This window comes from Candidatus Methanoperedens sp. (assembly GCA_027460535.1).
Taxonomy (GTDB): Archaea; Halobacteriota; Methanosarcinia; order Methanosarcinales; family Methanoperedenaceae; genus Methanoperedens.
Window position 1 is genome coordinate 1 of the sequence record JAPZAR010000005.1, and the last position, 16,713, is coordinate 16,713.

Below are 16,713 nucleotides of genomic sequence, written 5' to 3' on the forward strand. Positions count from 1 at the left end.
TGCCCCTGCAGGAAGGCTATGTCCTGAAGGCAGTGGATATAGATCTGAGTGCCCGGACAATGCTCATCTCCCTGTTAAAAGATGGGAACGTAGTAGATCCAGGAACTCCTCTAAACGCAGGCCAGACCTATGTTTATGCACCATCGAGAGTGGGTGCTGTATCAGACCTCCCTATTATTATGATACGATTTGACAGCGTGTTCTCAGGCACAGAAGTGCAGGCTGCCTTCTTGAAAGGTGTGTTCCAGATATCACCGAACCCAACCACGATTAAAACCGGGAACGTATACAATGATATGAAAGTGACAAATGTCGGACAGGATAAAATCGAGATGAAGAATAATAATGCTATCAGCCTGGATAATGGCAAAATTGAACAACTAATGGGCGATATTAACCTGAAAGTAGGTGACACCGCAGCCACTGATAACCTTCTCCGGTTTTATTTTGCTGTGGATGTAACCCCTGAAAAGGTGGCAAACCAGCTTGTAATAGATGCTCCGACTAAAGCAAATGCTGGAGATGTACTTAATGTAAAGGTTACAGCAGGTGGTAATCCTCTGGACGGCGTATCTGTAGCGTTGAGTTCTGCTGATGCAGGCCAGACTGATAAGAATGGCCTCCTCAACTATACCCTGCCAAAAACGCTGAAAGGCATTTACAACATAACAGCAACCAAGCTGGGCCTCCAGAAGGCGACAAGGAGCATAGAAGTCCTGCAATATGTTGAGTACAGGCTGAGTATAGACGCTCCGACGACTGCTAACCAGTTTTCTCCAGTCTATATAAATGTTACATATAATGGCTCTGCAATCAGCGGAGCGACTATAGTGTACGACAATGGAACTATTGGCGCAACTGATAATAACGGCGTATTGAACTACACTCTACAAACAAGCGGCACGCATACCATATCGGCATCAAAGAGCGGTTATATCACGGCTGAAAGAGATATTAACGTCAGGGCGCCTTTTTCCCAGTATCAGGCGCTCAATATCAATATTACTCCAGGCACTGTTTTCGTAAACGAGCAGGCTTTAATCAGGTCGAATATCACAAATGTAGGCACGAAAGCGGATACACTCCCTGTGGAACTTATTTCTAACGGGACAGTCGTTGACAACAGGTCAGTCTCTCTTGCCCCGAGTGAGATAAAGGAGATTAATTTTACAAGAAAAGAAACCCTGCCGGGGAATTATACGATTGAAATACTTGGACAGAAAGGGTTACTGGAAGTTAAGGAACAGCCAATAAATTACCTTCTGGTAGGAGGAATTGCAACTGCCCTCGGAGCTATCATAATCTATGTGTTGACTGCTAAAAGCAAGCTGAGCCTTGAATTACTGAGACGGAAATTGAACCTTTCTGGGAAACCCGGCAACAAAGGGCCTTAATATGGCCCTATTTGTAAGCCGGGTAAAGCCCTAAAGCATATTTTAGATTATCCGCTGGGGCTCACCAAAGCCTTTCAGATCTAATTAAGAGCTGGCGTCCAGGAGAAAATTCCGAGTTCACGTATTCGAGATGAATGATTATTTCAAAGCCCCTATCACATCTTCAACATCCACGTATCTTCTGTCCGGCAGCTTCTCAAGCAACATACAAGCATGCACATGCTCCACATCTGATAGATCAAACACCTTCCACCCCTGTTTTTCTATTAATTCGCTTTTGGTGGCAGGGAATTTCGCATCCTCTTCAAGCACCGATTTAATTGATGCCAGTCCGGTAGTCTTCGTGAGATTAGGAAAGCTTCTGCTTTTTTCATAAACCTTGAGTCTCGCCGCATCCATGTACATCTTTGCCCCATGGAAGGTGAGGTATGCTACACTTGTACTTTTTTCCTTTACGCGTTCATCAATTTGGCGCATCTCCGTATCATCGAACTGGTATAGATTGTGTTCTCCGCGCCCGAAAAGGCGCGTGTAAATTATGTCTGAATCGATATCTGGCAATTGCCGTGAGATATCGGTGCATTGGATTATTCCGAGATCACGCATTAATTCAATCGTCTCTCGTGTTATCTGCCCGCGTATCTCCCAGGCCAATCTGATTTTTCCGAAATTAAATGAAGAAATTAAATCTCTTATGTCCTTCAACTTTTCATGTGGATCGAAAGAAGCCGGGGTCTGGATATGCAGTACTTCAGCCCTCAGTTCGTTGCAGATACGAAGCGAATTATGGAGTATTTCATGACTCTCCGGAATGGGGGTAAGAAAATACTTATGCGTGAGGTCCTGGTGACAGCGTACCGAGAACATAAAATCAGGAGGCACTCGCTTTCTCCATGACCTGACCATTTCAATGGATGGGGTTGTGTAGAAAGTCGAGTTCACTTCCACAAAATCAAATGCCTTTGCGTATGCAGCAAGACGATCCATTCCAGGAACCCGGAAATATGCCCATCCGCCTGCGCCAATGTATAACATAGACATAAGTATTAATCGCAAGGGATATAATTACCTTTCATGGGCACGATTCGATTAGGCTGCTCGGGCTGGGATTACAGGGATTGGGCTGATGTATTTTATAAGACAGATGAGTCAAGACTTCAGGCATATTCACGTATTTTTAATACAGCTGAGATAAACTCCACATTTTATAGCTATCCATCACAGGGTATCGTATTCGGCTGGGAAAAGTATACTCGCAATGATTTCAAATTCGCTGTAAAGCTGAACCGCATAATAACCCATGAAAAGTTGCTCGATATATCAAAAGGCGTTGAAGATGACTTGAAACGATTCTGCGAACTCATGAAACCGCTTCAGGATAAGGGAAAGCTTGCCTGCATCCTTATTCAATTGCCGCCGGGGATGAAATTCAGAAAGGACAGGATCGAGGAATTCCTCAAAATATTGCCCGCAGATATACGTTTCGCTCTTGAATACAGGAACAAGACATGGCTCTCCGATGAGGCCCACAAATTGCTTTCTGATCATAATGTTACTGCTGTGGTCGTGGATGAGCCGCTGCTTCCCGCAGAAATCAGGCTCACTTCTGATATTGCCTATGTGCGCTGGCACGGACGGGGGGAAAAGATGTGGTACAACTACCGATATTCAAAAGGAGAGCTTGCGAGATGGATACCGAAAATCAGGGAGATGTCGCAGAGTGTTGATGTTTACGGCTATTTCAACAACCACTACCACGGCTATGCACCAGAGAACTGCATAGATGTATTGGAGATGCTCGGGGTTGCCACGCCTGGGCAGAAAGAAGTAAGACAGCGCATGTCGGAGTACTGGAAGGGAAGGAAAGCAGTTACAAAGACGCTGAGCGATTTTATGGAGCAGGAAAAAGAGGCCATATCAACATTGCTCTCTGGATATATCGAAGCTACAAGGCTTGAAAAAGCAAGAGAGATAAAAGATATTGAATTGATCGAAATGGGAGGCGATAAGATTGTGGCCGACGTGAAGGGCTATTCGGTTTATATTGACCTGGAAAGGAGGTTCATACTGCATGATTGTCCTGACTGGAAAAGAACTAAGAGAGAAGGACGATTCTGCAAACATGTCGGAGCGCTTATTCTTGCGCTGCCGGAGGATAAGGGGAGAGCGGTGCTCGGGAACATCAGGAGGCAGCAGTGGGAGTTCAGCCAGTATACGGGGAGGGGAAGTGGTTAAATTAATCACAACTAACATAACAATAAATCTCATTATTATCTTTCCACCATTTTGCAGAGATATTTTATGAAAGAATATTCGTAGAAGCAAGGATCTGCTAAAATGATTTGCTTTGAAAAGAATGCCGATGGATGGTATAAATGAAATGAAAGCGAAAATGGTAATGTATCGCAAGAAAAAATTATCTAATCTTTGAAACGATGTAGATAAGATGGTAAGACTTTAAAAACCAGGGATGAAACGTACGTGAACACAGAAGCCATCGTAGGGATTTGATGAAAGAATTAAAGAGACCAGTGTCTATTGATGAACCATTGAGGTATTGATGAAAGAAAGTAAAAATAAGCCAAGTAAATTCGCTGGCGGCTGGAAAATGGATGAAATAGAACTTCTTAAAATAAAAGATGAATTGAGAGAAAGCTGGAAAAGATGGGAGTTTAACAGATACCGACAGCCTTATTCATCTCCTCAGGGATGAAGAAAATGCAGTAAGCAAAATACGTAAGCTTGAAAAAAATGAAGAGCTTGCGACTACTGATATAAACGCTTTCGAGCTGTACTTCGGCGCATATAATTCAAGGGATAAGGATAGGAACATCTCTTCAGCAAACGGACTTCTTAAGACCTTGACGCTGCTGCATACACGGGAAGAAAGCATGGAAACAGCAGGGAGGATCTTTGCAGAAAGAAGGGCTAAAGGTAAAATGATAGAGATAAGGGACCTGCTTATTGGGGCTATTGCTTTACAGAACGGATATAAGCTCCTCACCAATAACGGAGGACATTTTGAAGGGATGGAAGGACTGGCTCTTCAGGAGTAAATCAGAGCGAGGAGAGGGGACTTGAATCCTTGAGTTCCTTGCGGAACACGGGATTAGCAAAGCAGAGCGAAAAAAGCATAAGATAATATTAAGTAGTACGAAAAGAGAAAAGATATTATGACCACAGTAGGAAAACACCTCAAGTTTGATTACACAGACGTTCTTTTCTGGCTTGGTATCCTGATCATTGTGGCATGGATGATAGGCAAGATAGCTGGATTGATCTGATTTCACATGGTCCTACCTGTCCTGATAGAATTAATACCCATTTTTGGTGGAGTAGTTACGCTGGTGGCTGTCGCTTTGAAGATAGGGAGATTGTTGCAAAAACTTGATACTGCTATTGAAGATATAGAGGAAATCAAAAGGGATATCGGCGACATCAAAGATGAACTGAAGGAAATGGACAAGCGTCTAACTCTCTTAGAAACAAGACAATAATCTGCAGGACTGATGCAGGCCGAAAATATTAACCGAATATCTTTGTTATTTATAACGCTTGATTTAATATCTGCTGATTTATGTTCCTGCGAAGAAGAAGCGACGAGAGGGGGACTTGAACCCCCGAGCTCCTTGCGGAACACAGGGTTAGCAACCCTGCGCCATACCGGGCTTGGCTATCTCGTCACTCGACGGCATCTAATTTACTGTTTGCTATTTAACACTTATTGCTTTTCTCTTTTCGGGAAATTTATAGGCACATCGAATATCATAAAAACGCGGATTAATTCTGCGCATCTGCGTTTATCCGCGTTCATCTGCGGTTTAATACTCGATAAATTCATCCGCGGTTCAATATAAGTAGCGGGCACACCCTCGGTCGCTGTTCCTCCCACTGTCCAGTGGTTCACAAACTCGCCTCCGCCCCGCGACCCCATAAGCGATAGTTGTACACGGGTGGTATGCTCCCTTCCGGGCCTGAACCATTATCCGCGATTAAGACACAAAGACCTTCCTTCAGGAAAGCCCTTGTACCAACACCAGCCCCATAGGACGGGGTTTCACAGTAGAATCTGTGGGTTGGGCAATAGTTAAAACTTCTTCCTCAGGCTTCGCCCCCCGCTGTCGACGGTTTCGGGTCACAGGTAACGCCGAGTTACCCGGGCTAGCCCGCCGCAGCTAAATTGTTTTTGCATGCAATAAAGTTATCTCAATTAAAGTCATAATAAGGGCATATGGAAGAATTGATCGGTTTTGTTGCAAGCAATCATAAGGCAAGCAAGATCCTTGCCGTGCTGGATTCAAAGGGTCCGATGGACAGCGCCACAATAGCCAAAGCAACTCGTTTGGTGGGGGCAGAGAAAAGCATGGAAGAGCTGGTCGGGAAAAAGTTGATAACACACACGGGTGGGAAGTACGCTTTGACGGAACTTGGAAAACAGGTCTCGCATAAGCTTCGCGGGGTATAAATGGGGCCGCTGAGATTTGAACTCAGGTCTCATGCACCCCAAGCATGAAGGATGGACCAGGCTACCCTACGGCCCCTCGATGAACTCGAATCGTCCACCACGGGTGCACAGCCTTAGAAGTTCTCTCAGTATTTTATCCTTTCTTTTTAACCACCATTTTCTGGTTGGTTTTCAACATTTTCATAATTGGCAGAAATATTTATAATGTTATAATAAGAATATTAAAATAGGTGATTAAAGTTAAACTGAACAGGATTCCTACCGGTATTTCTTCTCTTGACACGATCATACACGGGGGGTTCCCGTCTGGCAGCATGGTGTTACTTGTGGGAGATGTCGGGGCTGGGAACACGGAGTTCGCCTATACATCCGCTATCATGCTCTCCTCATTAAAGAATGAAGGCACGAAATACAATGCCGCAAAAAAACACCTTGAATCCTTCATGACCGAGAGGGATGTGCTGAAAATTCCGGGAAAGATCTGCTATATTTCATTTGTTCATTCAAAAAAGGAGATCCTTATGGAGCTGGAGCGTTCTTTTCCTCCAGAGTTCTCGGAAACGTTGTCCAACAACCTTTTCTTCAAAGACTTTTCATCAATATATTTTAAGACTTCCATATCACCGGCCCTGAACGTTGAGGGAAATACTGACATAAATATTTTGAAAAGTGTTGGCGGGGTTAAAGGTCTTCTGAAAGAACTGGTATACATCCTGGATTCCAATGCCCCTCACAATCTCGTGATAATAGATTCTCTGACCAACCTTATCCGGATATGCAACAGATCCATGGACTGGCAGGACCTGATATCTTTTCTTGAAGATCTGCAGCAGAGGTCAAAGAAATGGGACGGGCTCGTGTACCTGCCTCTTGGCAAAAATATCTTCGGGATCATGAAGGAAGAAGAGGTAATGGATGTGGCTGACGGGGTATTGATGTTTGAGTGGGTACAGGAAGGGTTTTCGAGACAGCAGACCATGTACATAAAAAAATTCAGGGGTCTGATGCCTCATTTGACGAAGGATAATATTATGCGGTTTGATACCAAGGTAACAAACACCGATGGTTTTGTTGTTGTGAACGTCAAGCGCATCTCTGGGCGCAAATAACAGAAAAAGGGACAATACAAAAGCAAGCAATATTTTCAAGTACGTTTCTTAATACACCTTTTAGACCGTAACCTTTATGTCAAATTATATATATGATAATGATTATCAACATAATGACATATATAATCGGCCGGTAATGAACTTCAAATGATTTGGGCATAACCCCCGGGCTAGTTCAGGAGTTGTTGTAATGATACGGGTAAGTACGGGAATAAGCGGTCTGAATGAGATGATAGAGGGTGGTATCCCGGCCGGGCATACGATAGCCGCCATCGGTCCCCCTGGCGCCGGCAAAACCACACTCTGCCTGCAATATGTTTGGGACGGTCTTATGAAGGACGAACTGTGCATGTACATAAGCCTGGAAGAGGAGGAGGAAAAACTCTTAAAGACGGCTCTAAATTATGGATGGGACTTTCAGAAATATATCGACAGGGGGACTTTATCGCTGATAAAGCTGGATGCCCTGGACATAAATGGTACCATGGAGAGGATGCTCTCCGAACTGCCAAAGCTGATTTCTAACACCGGGGTGAGGCGCATTGTTATCGATCCTTTCATACTTGTGGAAATGGCTTTTGACAATGACCACAAGCGCCGTGTCAATATTTACGAACTGGTGAGGACTATCGGGAGAACAGGGGTCACTACAATTATCACATCGGAGGCACTGAACGGGTACCATTCGCATTTCGGGATCATAGAATATATCGTGGATGGCGTTTTTGTCCTTGAGGTGATACATTCCAAGGAGAGGGGCTCTCTGATATATGCCATACAAGTAAACAAACTGAGGTGGTCAAGCCATTCCAAGGATATGAAACCTTACGCGGTCACGAGCAATGGGATCGATGTCTATCTCGATTCTAATGTTTATTGGAGTGAGAATGACTGAGAAACCTGAAAGCATGTACAGAAGATCCCTTCAGCTGACCGCGAGGATATTGAAGGACACTCCAAGATTATTAAGGGATAAAAGCGAGAGTAAGAACAAAGATGTGAAACCCCCCGTCAGAACAGAACCGCCAGCCGTACAGCCTCCGCAGCAGAAAAAAGAGATCACACCTCCTGCAATAAGGGCCTATTCTGATAGACCAGCCGAAATAGGCAAAGCCGTGCCAATACCGATATTACAGTCCCGGGATGGCGATCTGTATCAGAAGCTTTCGAAGGAGATCATTTTTTCCGACACCGAAAAAGTGGTTTCAATAATCCTTGATCCTTCAATGATATTGAAGGTTGACCTTGCGCTTCTGCAGATATTATATGGGAAAGGGATGAAAGGAATAATAATCTGCGCCGGGAGACCCGCTGATTCCTATATCAAGTTGTTGCGGAGCACCGGGTTAAATCCGGATTCTCTGGTCTATATAGATACTCTGACTTATTCCTCCAAGAAGAAAGATGATACACAGAGCACAAGACCAGTATTGCGCCAGTCCTTCTATTACCAGGAGAAACAGAATATAAAATTAGTACCACATCCTTCAGATTTTACGGCTATAGACGTGGCCTTCAGCCAGGCAGTGAAAGAACTTTTAGCGGATAACGAAGAAGAGCGGCTATTCCTTCTTATTGATGGTATTGCATCCCATCAATTGTACGTAAAACCATCTGCATTGGGCGCATTTATCCATATACTGGTGTCTAAAGCCAGGAGCTGCGATATATTTACAGCCCTGCTCCTGTCCGAAGGCGTTGATCCGATTCTCATCAATACGATAAAAACGTTCAGCGATAAAATAGTTTCAATAAAATAATAAATTGGTTGGGGCATTAATGAATGTAAAGAATTATGTATTGAAGGTACTGGAGATCATACTGCCGGTCTTCTTTATGGGATATTTCCTTGAATCGTTCAGTCATGTTTCATCTGCCCTGGGAGCTTATTTTGAAATCACAACACAGTTGCTGCCGCTTGTCATGTCTTTTTCTATCTTTGTGATAACATGGTATGCGTTTAATAAAAGCATGGATAATCATTCCCTTTTCCTTGGGGCGGTTTTTTTTTGCATCGGGCTTCTTGACGTGTATCATTTACTCTCATATCCGTTTATGCCAGCTTTTCTCACCCCAAATTCACTTGAGAAGGGGGCAAAATTCGCAATTGTGGCAATGATGGTTTCTGCCCTTCTGTTTTTTGCAAGTGTGTTCATACATAAGAACAGTTATCCTGGTCTCATTAACAAGACGTTCCTGTTCGTCATGGTAGTCGCCATTTCATTTATATCCCTTATGATGGTATTATTTTTCCCGGATTATCTTCCTGCAATGCTTGACCGTGACGGTGGTCCTTCTTCAGGATTTTTGTTGATCCAATTTCTTGCGTCAGCGATCATAGTTTATGCAGGTTACCTATATGCAATCAGACTTAGAGAAACAGATCAGAAGAACATACTTTGTTTATTGTACGGCTTTGCTGTTTTTATTTCCAGTTATCTTGTCTACCCCTATCATGGCTATTCGGGGCACTTACTGAAGGCAGCGGGTTTCTACTTTATTTATCTCGCCCTGTATAAGTCCTCCGTAGAAGAACCGTTCAAGGAGGAGACGCGGGCTGAGTCAAAGCTTCGCTATGCAGCGGAGGAGAGGTACCGGTACATGGTCGACAATGCCAACGATGCCATCATTACCACTGACCTCGAAGGCAGGATTACTTCATGGAACCGGAGCGCCGAGAATATTTTGGGACGAACTGTTAAGGAGGCGATGGGCGCTAAGCTCGCATGGTTGACCGTTCCCCAGGATATGCAAAGCGAGTTCGGACGGATCATTAATATTGTCATGTCGGGCGGGATAGTTTCGGGATTTGAAACAGTGCTCCAGCGAAAAGATGGGATAAGGATGAACGTAAGTTTGACAGTTTCTCCCTTGAGGGATGCAAACAATGAAATGATAGGTCTATCGTGTATTATCCGAGATATAACGGATCGCCTTCAGGCTGAAATGATACGGGAAGAAAATCTGCGACTTTCAGTCACTATCAAGGCGAAATCCGAATTCTTGACTTTAATGAGCCATGACCTGGGAACACCATTAAACGCGATGATTGGTTTTTCGGAGCTCCTGAAACAGGGCATACCCGGGAATTTGAATAAAAAACAGGAGCAGTATGTGGAAAATGTCATCACAAGCTCAAAGCGCATGCTTGATATTATTAACGATATTCTCGACCTTGGCAGGGCGGAAACTGGAAAAATAGATCTTGTCATAGAAAAGATCCCGGTCCCGCAGACCATCGAGGAGACAATAAACCTCTTGAAAGAAAAAGGAACAAAGCATAATGTTGAGATGAAAAGGGAATTCGATCCCGAACTGGAATTTATTGAGGCAGACAGGCAGAGATTCAAGCAGATTCTGTTCAACCTGGCGAGCAATGCGGTAAAATATAGTAAGAAAGAGGGGGGAACTGTAACCTTAACAACGAAAAAAGAAAAAGACATGGCGAGAATCTCGGTCTCGGATACCGGAGTCGGGATCAAGGATGAAGACATGGAGAAACTCTTCAAGCCATTCGAGCAGCTTGATTTAGGCATCTCAAGTACATACGGAAGCACCGGTCTTGGTCTTGTGATAACAAAGAAGCTTGTGGAACTTCATGGCGGAAAGATCATGGTGGAGAGCAAATGGGGAGAAGGAACCACGTTTACATTCTGGCTTCCGATCACAGCGAGGAGACCGGTCTGAAAATGTGAATATGATAATTATCATGGACAAGTTTATATAGCGTATGACACCAAATTAGTATAAAATGGCCAAGGTACTGGTGGTCGAGGACAATCCTTTGAACATGGAACTGGTGCTCGAGGTACTCGGGGTGCACGGCATAATAGCTCATGAGGCTAACGATGGGGAAGAAGCTGTCATAAAAGCAGAAAAAGAAGATTTTGATTTGATACTTATGGACATCGAGCTGCCTAAAATGGATGGCGTGGAAGCGACAAGAATAATTAAGAGTAAAAATAAAAACGTACCTATAATTGCTTTAACCTCGTATGCAATGAAAGGGGATAAGGAACGCTTCCTTGCTGCCGGCTTTAATGAGTATATGTCAAAGCCCATTGAGATTTCCGAATTCCTTAGAAGATTGGAAAAATACTGCTTTTAGTTGAGGAACTTGAGTCGAAAGAAAAAGGAATAAAAAATGATAAAAGTACTCGTTGTTGAAGATAATCCACTTAACATGGAGCTGGTACTTGAGATACTGGAAACACACGGCTTTGCTGCCGATAAAGCGGAGGATGGAGAAAAAGCTATTGAAAAAATGGAAAACGAAAACTATGACCTGATACTCATGGATATAGAACTTCCAGGCAAAGATGGAGTTGAAGTGACAAAGATTATTAAAGAGAAGTATAAGAAAACTCCTGTAATTGCTTTGACCTCATATGCAATGAAAGGGGATAAAGAACGCTTCCTTGCTGCCGGCTTTGACGAGTACATGTCAAAACCCATAGATATCTCTGAATTTATGAAGCGGTTGAAAAAATATTGCGGTGAAAAATAAGTAAAGCTGTGCAAATTTCTTCTCATGACGACCCGTAGTATGAATCTTAAATTTCTATAATATTATGAACTATCTTTATTTTTGTTAATGAGCGAAAAACAATATTGGATATTAAGTTCATGGGCTAAAGACAGCTTTATATAACTCATCATACTAATAATTACAATAACAAATGATGAAAGTACTTGTTGTAGAAGACAATCCCCTCAACATGGAACTGGTGCTTGAGATTCTTATTATGAACGATGTGATTCACGATAAGGCACTGGATGGGAAAGAGGCTGTAAGGAAAGCGGAAAAACAGTCCTATGATTTGATCCTCATGGACATCGAACTCCCGGGAATTGATGGGGTCGAAGCGGCGAAAATAATTAAAAATAAATCTAAAAATGTTCCTATTATTGCTCTGACCTCGTATGCGATGAAGGGCGACAGGGAACGGTTCCTGGAAGCAGGCTTTGATGATTACATATCAAAACCTCTTGATCTGGGCGAATTTCTTAAAAAATTGGAGAAATACAGGAAGTAGCGGAACATGAAGCAAGAATTAAAATTGTTGATAATCGTGGTGTCCGTTTTCCTTCTGGGATACTTTTTCGAGCAGGCGATAAACGCCTCTGGAATCTCCAATTCTGTAGAAAATACAGTTGAACTCTTCTCCGAGCTTTTCTCGGTGTTCGTGGCATTTTCGATTTTTGCCATAACATGGCATGCATATAATAATAGCAAGGATAACCATTCTCTATTCCTGGGTTCGGCATTCCTGGTTGTCGGGCTGCTGTGCCTGTTCCATACGCTCTCTTATCCTTTTATGCCCGAGTTCATAACACCAAATTCCTCTCATAAAGCGGCTATTTTCTTTATTGAGTCACGGCTCATCCTGGCGCTGTCTTTTCTCATCAGCGTGGATATTTATAAGGATACGTTTCCAGGATTGATTAACAGGCGTGTACTGATATTTTCAGCAATTGCGTTATCTCTCATCTCACTCGCTTTCATTATCCTATATCAAGACAATCTGTTTGCAGGGTATGAACCTGGGAACGGTTATTCGCCAGAAATGGTGTTCATATCTGGCATGATCATAGTAATCATCTTATACACAGGTTATCTGTATAATAAGAGAATAAGGGAAACCGGGCAAAATAACTTGACCCTTTTAATAGACGGTTCTATTGTCGTGGCTCTTAGCAATCTTGTGTATTTCTCTTATGGGTTTTCCGGGCATTTCCTTATTATAACGGGTTTCCTGTTGATGTATATAGCTCTTTACAAATCATCCGTAGAATTGCCCTATGAAAAGCTGTCCATTGCAGAGGAGAAGCTTTACCATGCAGCCGAGGACAGGTATCGAAATTTGTTCGATAATGCCAGCGATGCAATAATAACAATTGACCTTGATGAGAACATCACCTCATGGAATAATGCGGCTGAAAAAATATTCGGATGGGCTGCGCAGGAAGCGATAGGGAAAAAATTGTCAAATTTGATCTTTCCAGCAAGTGAAGAGAACAAGAAGAATACGATAATCAGATGCATCAAAGCCGGAGAGGCGATTTTAGGAATTGATGCAGTGACTCTGCGTAAAGACGGGAGAGAAGTCTATATGAGTATGACGGTCTCCCCCTTACGAGATGCAAACCAGAAGGTAATCGGCATGGCAGGTATAATGAGGGACGTCACCGAGCGGCGGCTGACGGAAGAAAAACTGGCGCAATCTGAAGAAAAATACCGAAATCTAATCGACAATATCCAGGATGGCGTCTTTATTGTCCAGGATGCTAAAATCCAGCTTGCAAACGAGGCGTTTGCCAAAATTGGAGGGTACACGGTGAACGAGGTAATCGGAAAGGATTTCAGGGACTTTGTCGCGCCGGAAGATCTGGAAATGGTTGAAAACAATTATGCACGGAGGCTCGCAGGAGGGAATGTCCCCAAAGAATATGAATTCAGGATACGGCACAGGGATGGGAAGACAGGGGTCATTGTAAATATGAACGTGGGACTTATTGGGTATCGTGACAGGATGGCAATTATGGGGACCTTGAAAGATATCACAGAGCGCAAGAAAGCAGAGGACGTGCGCATTGAAAACGTGCGCCTCACGCTTGCCAACAAAGCCAAGAGCGAGTTCCTGGCGACCATGAGCCATGAGCTTCGGACGCCTTTGAATTCCATAATCGGCTTCTCAGAACTCTTGAAGCAGGGAGCGCATGGTGCATTGAATGAGAAACAGGAGCACTATGCGAATAACGTTCTTACAAGCGGAAAACACCTGCTCAACCTTATAGATGATATTCTTGACATCTCCAAAGTGGAGGCGGGGAAGATGGATATCTTTATCGAGAAGATGTCAGTGCCCGAAACCATAAATGAAACTTTGGAGCTCGTGAAAGAAAAAGCAAGCAAGCAGAGTGTAGTTGTTAAAAAGGAATTTGATCCGGAACTGGACTTCATAGAGGCTGACAGGCAGAAATTCAAACAGATCCTCTTCAACCTGCTCAACAATGCAGTGAAATTCAGCAAGAATGACGGAGGTACTGTCACGGTAACAACCAAAAAAGATGGAGATAAGGCGAGGTTCTCGATTTCTGACACGGGTATAGGAATAAAAGACGAACACATTGAAAGACTCTTCAAGACGTTCGAGCAGCTTGATTCCGGGATATCCAGAAACTATGGGGGAACAGGACTTGGGCTTGCGATTTCAAAGAAGCTCGTGGAACTGCATGGCGGTGAAATCTGGGTAGAGAGCAGATATGGAGAGGGAACCACGGTTACGTTCCTGCTGCCTGTAGCCTCGAAAGCAGATGAAACCAAATTAACAATTGCAGGATGAAGACAACTTTATATATTAAATGATACTAATGATTACAATGATGACAAAGGTGCTCGTTGTTGAAGACACCCCTCTGAACTTGGAGCTGGTGCTTGAGATACTCGATGAGCAGGGTTTCACTGCCGACAGGGCGGAGGATGGGGAAGAAGCCATCAAGAAAACAGAGAAACAGGTCTATGACCTTATTCTTATGGATATCGCGCTGCCAGGAATGGACGGAGTTGATGCTGCAACGATAATCAAACAAAGACCTGAATATAAGAAAGTGCCTGTGGTGGCTTTGACCGCATTTGCAATGAAAGGGGACAAGGAAAGACTGCTCGATGCGGGTTTTGATGATTACATATCAAAACCCATTGATGTGCCTGAATTCATAAGGAAGATACAGAAATATAAAGGGGCAACCTAGAGTGACCAAATCGAGAATACTTGTTGTGGACGATGAGCAGCTGAATGCTGAACTTCTCGAAGGGATGCTCTCCAGTGAATATGATGTTGTGACGGCATTTGATGGAAATGAAGCATTGGGCAAGGTTGAAACAAGCCTCCCTGATCTTATTCTCTTGGATGTAATGATGCCTGGCATGAACGGCTACGAGGTGTGCAGGAAAATCAAAGCCAATGAGAGAACCATGTCTCTTCCTGTTGTAATGGTAACCGCCCTGAAGGAGAAGGAAGACAGGATAAGAGCTATAGAAGCAGGTGCGGACGACTTTCTTTCCAAGCCAATAGATATGCATGAATTGAGTGCACGGGTAAGGTCGCTCCTTAAGATCAAGCAGTACCATGATGCTTTGACAGCGGAGCAGGAAAAGCTCCTCATATTCAAGTCGGCTCTAGACAGCATGGACGATTGTGTGATAATTACCAGCACAAGCGGCGATGTGAGATTTGTCAACCCCGCGTTTGAACGCAGGTTCGGATATCCGCTTTCGGAGATAGGCGGGAAGCATGTCAGCATAATCCGGCATCCGGAAAGTACGCTCTCACTTGACAGGGAGAGCCTTATGCAGGATTCAAGGCATGAGTGGAAAGGGAATCTGGTAGGGGTAAACAGGCATGGGCTCAAACTTAATATGGGCATTAAATGCTCCCCGATAATAAAGGAAAAGCGCCAGATAAATCTGGTATTCGTTCTGAGGGAAAAGGCGTGAAAAGAAAAATCTCTCCAATAAGGATGTTGTAGCAAGATGAAAAACGATGACAGGCCAAAATCTAAGCTCATAAATGAATGTGTGGAGTTGCGCCGAAAGGTTGCTAAATTGGAAGACAGAGAAGCCAGGCTGAATGAGGCCAAAGAAGCGGTATTTGAAAGTGAAGAGCTCTATCGCGTGCTTGTAGAGCTTACACCGGATGCGATCATCGTCCACAGCGGCGGGAGGATCGTTTTCACGAATCCGGCCGGTGCAAAGCTTCTCGGAGCAAGAGGTTCCAAACAACTCATAGGTAAACCGATACATGATTTTTTGATTTTCTGGAAAGTCGATGCGAATAAGAAGGATCAAAGGAAAGACGTATTCAATATTGAAGAAAAACTCAGGAGACTCGACGGTAGAGAGATTATGGTAGAGGTAACAGCTAGTCCTTTCATATATAAGGGAAAGCCTGCGGTCCAGGCCGTGCTTTCGGATATCACGGAAAAGAAAAATGCAGAGGACATGCGCCTCGAAAACGAGCGCCTCATGTATTCGAACAAAGCAAAATCAGAGTTCCTCGCATGCGTAAGCCATGATCTTCGCACTCCCTTGAATTCGATAATGGGTTTTTCCGACCTCATGAAGCAGAAAACTGCGGGAGAACTGAACCAGAAGCAGGAGCGCTATATGGATAACATCCTCACAAGCAGCAAATTCCTGCTTGAGCTCATAAATAATATTCTTGACCTGTCCAGGATAGAAGCCGGGAAAATTGAACTCATTATAGAAAAGTTCGAGGTTAACAGGGCAATAAATGAAATAGCAGTTCTCCTTAAAGAGAAAACATCGAGGCGTAATATAATTCTTGAGAAAGATTTCGATCCGGAACTTGAGTTCATCGAGGGTGATAAGCAGCGGTTCAAGCAGATCTTTTTTAACCTCCTCGGGAATGCTATAAAATTCAGCAAGGAAAAAGGGGGAACAGTGACCATCAGAACAATGAAGAATGGCGATATGGCGCATTTCTCGGTATCCGATACCGGTATAGGGATCAAGCAGAAGGATATTTGCAAACTGTTCACGAATTTCCAGCAGTTAAGACCTGATATATCCCAAAAATACGGGGGCACCGGGCTTGGGCTCTCTATTACGAAGCAGCTGGTGGAATTGCATGGGGGAAAAATAATGGTCGAGAGCAAATACGGCAGCTTATCTGGGGTTTTATATTATCAGAGTGTTGGCAATTACACATTAGGAGATTAG

18 protein-coding genes, 2 tRNA genes and 1 other RNA gene are annotated in these 16,713 nt (G+C 43.7%); 17 read left to right on the forward strand and 4 right to left on the reverse strand.

Translation table 11 applies throughout. The features are described from left to right. Positions 1–1,394 (forward strand): S-layer protein domain-containing protein (locus tag O8C65_00680; protein ID MCZ7355423.1); only part of this gene is annotated, 1,394 nt, incomplete at its 5' end. A gap of 138 nt (positions 1,395–1,532) precedes the next feature. Here O8C65_00680 and O8C65_00685 read toward each other — a convergent pair. After that, positions 1,533–2,429 carry a DUF72 domain-containing protein gene (locus tag O8C65_00685; GenBank protein MCZ7355424.1) on the reverse strand — a complete coding sequence of 299 codons (897 nt, stop codon included), beginning with the start codon at positions 2,427–2,429 and terminating at the stop codon, positions 1,533–1,535. A gap of 39 nt (positions 2,430–2,468) precedes the next feature. Here O8C65_00685 and O8C65_00690 point away from each other — a divergent pair, with 39 nt between their 5' ends. From O8C65_00690 to O8C65_00705, 4 genes are all read left to right on the forward strand, one after another. Next, positions 2,469–3,629 carry a DUF72 domain-containing protein gene (locus tag O8C65_00690; GenBank protein ID MCZ7355425.1) on the forward strand — a complete coding sequence of 387 codons (1,161 nt, stop codon included), beginning with the start codon at positions 2,469–2,471 and terminating at the stop codon, positions 3,627–3,629. A gap of 325 nt (positions 3,630–3,954) precedes the next feature. After that, a complete protein-coding gene (locus O8C65_00695) occupies positions 3,955–4,107 on the forward strand; it encodes a hypothetical protein (protein ID MCZ7355426.1) in 153 nt (50 codons plus the stop codon). 19 nt (positions 4,108–4,126) lie between these two features. Continuing rightward, positions 4,127–4,450, forward strand: coding sequence for a type II toxin-antitoxin system VapC family toxin (locus O8C65_00700; protein ID MCZ7355427.1), 324 nt, complete (start codon positions 4,127–4,129; stop codon positions 4,448–4,450). A gap of 234 nt (positions 4,451–4,684) precedes the next feature. Then, entirely contained in the window at positions 4,685–4,891 is a 207-nt protein-coding gene (locus tag O8C65_00705) for a hypothetical protein (protein ID MCZ7355428.1), read from the forward strand. Between the two features lie 100 nt (positions 4,892–4,991). On the opposite strand, the gene O8C65_00710 is transcribed toward O8C65_00705, so the two are convergent. Together O8C65_00710 and ffs are read right to left on the reverse strand one after the other, a co-directional pair. Then, positions 4,992–5,077 (reverse strand) — tRNA-Ser (locus tag O8C65_00710). Between the two features lie 175 nt (positions 5,078–5,252). Continuing rightward, an RNA gene (gene ffs / locus O8C65_00715) (signal recognition particle sRNA) lies at positions 5,253–5,566 on the reverse strand. Between the two features lie 59 nt (positions 5,567–5,625). Between ffs and O8C65_00720 the strand changes: the two genes are divergently transcribed. After that, entirely contained in the window at positions 5,626–5,859 is a 234-nt protein-coding gene (locus O8C65_00720; protein ID MCZ7355429.1) for a hypothetical protein, read from the forward strand. A 1-nt stretch (position 5,860) separates the two neighbouring features. Here the strand turns inward: O8C65_00720 and O8C65_00725 are convergent. Continuing rightward, positions 5,861–5,935 (reverse strand) — tRNA-Pro (locus O8C65_00725). 154 nt (positions 5,936–6,089) lie between these two features. On the opposite strand from O8C65_00725, the gene O8C65_00730 reads away from it, so the two are divergent. From O8C65_00730 to O8C65_00780, 11 genes are all read left to right on the forward strand, one after another. Beyond that, positions 6,090–6,968 (forward strand): RAD55 family ATPase, encoded by an 879-nt coding sequence (locus O8C65_00730; GenBank protein MCZ7355430.1) that lies wholly within the window; start codon positions 6,090–6,092, stop codon positions 6,966–6,968. A gap of 190 nt (positions 6,969–7,158) precedes the next feature. Beyond that, the gene (locus O8C65_00735; protein MCZ7355431.1) at positions 7,159–7,863 is read left to right on the forward strand and encodes an AAA family ATPase; all 705 of its coding nucleotides are present in this window, start codon (positions 7,159–7,161) and stop codon (positions 7,861–7,863) included. Continuing rightward, the gene (locus O8C65_00740; protein MCZ7355432.1) at positions 7,856–8,728 is read left to right on the forward strand and encodes a hypothetical protein; all 873 of its coding nucleotides are present in this window, start codon (positions 7,856–7,858) and stop codon (positions 8,726–8,728) included. The genes O8C65_00735 and O8C65_00740 overlap by 8 nt, the downstream gene beginning before the upstream one ends. Before the next feature lie 19 nt (positions 8,729–8,747). Beyond that, complete coding sequence (locus O8C65_00745) at positions 8,748–10,655, forward strand: ATP-binding protein (GenBank protein ID MCZ7355433.1); 1,908 nt, start codon at positions 8,748–8,750, stop codon at positions 10,653–10,655. A 64-nt stretch (positions 10,656–10,719) separates the two neighbouring features. After that, on the forward strand, positions 10,720–11,076 hold the full coding sequence (locus O8C65_00750; protein MCZ7355434.1) for a response regulator: 357 nt from the start codon (positions 10,720–10,722) through the stop codon (positions 11,074–11,076). A gap of 36 nt (positions 11,077–11,112) precedes the next feature. After that, positions 11,113–11,475, forward strand: a complete 363-nt coding sequence (locus O8C65_00755; GenBank protein MCZ7355435.1) for a response regulator — start codon at positions 11,113–11,115, stop codon at positions 11,473–11,475. A 172-nt stretch (positions 11,476–11,647) separates the two neighbouring features. Then, positions 11,648–12,004 (forward strand): response regulator, encoded by a 357-nt coding sequence (locus tag O8C65_00760; GenBank protein ID MCZ7355436.1) that lies wholly within the window; start codon positions 11,648–11,650, stop codon positions 12,002–12,004. 6 nt (positions 12,005–12,010) lie between these two features. After that, entirely contained in the window at positions 12,011–14,314 is a 2,304-nt protein-coding gene (locus O8C65_00765) for a PAS domain S-box protein (protein ID MCZ7355437.1), read from the forward strand. A gap of 37 nt (positions 14,315–14,351) precedes the next feature. Further along, positions 14,352–14,723: a response regulator gene (locus O8C65_00770; GenBank protein ID MCZ7355438.1), complete on the forward strand. Its 372-nt coding sequence runs from the start codon at positions 14,352–14,354 to the stop codon at positions 14,721–14,723. Between the two features lies 1 nt (position 14,724). After that, positions 14,725–15,468 (forward strand): response regulator, encoded by a 744-nt coding sequence (locus O8C65_00775; GenBank protein MCZ7355439.1) that lies wholly within the window; start codon positions 14,725–14,727, stop codon positions 15,466–15,468. 36 nt (positions 15,469–15,504) lie between these two features. Then, positions 15,505–16,713: a PAS domain-containing sensor histidine kinase gene (locus tag O8C65_00780; GenBank protein ID MCZ7355440.1), complete on the forward strand. Its 1,209-nt coding sequence runs from the start codon at positions 15,505–15,507 to the stop codon at positions 16,711–16,713.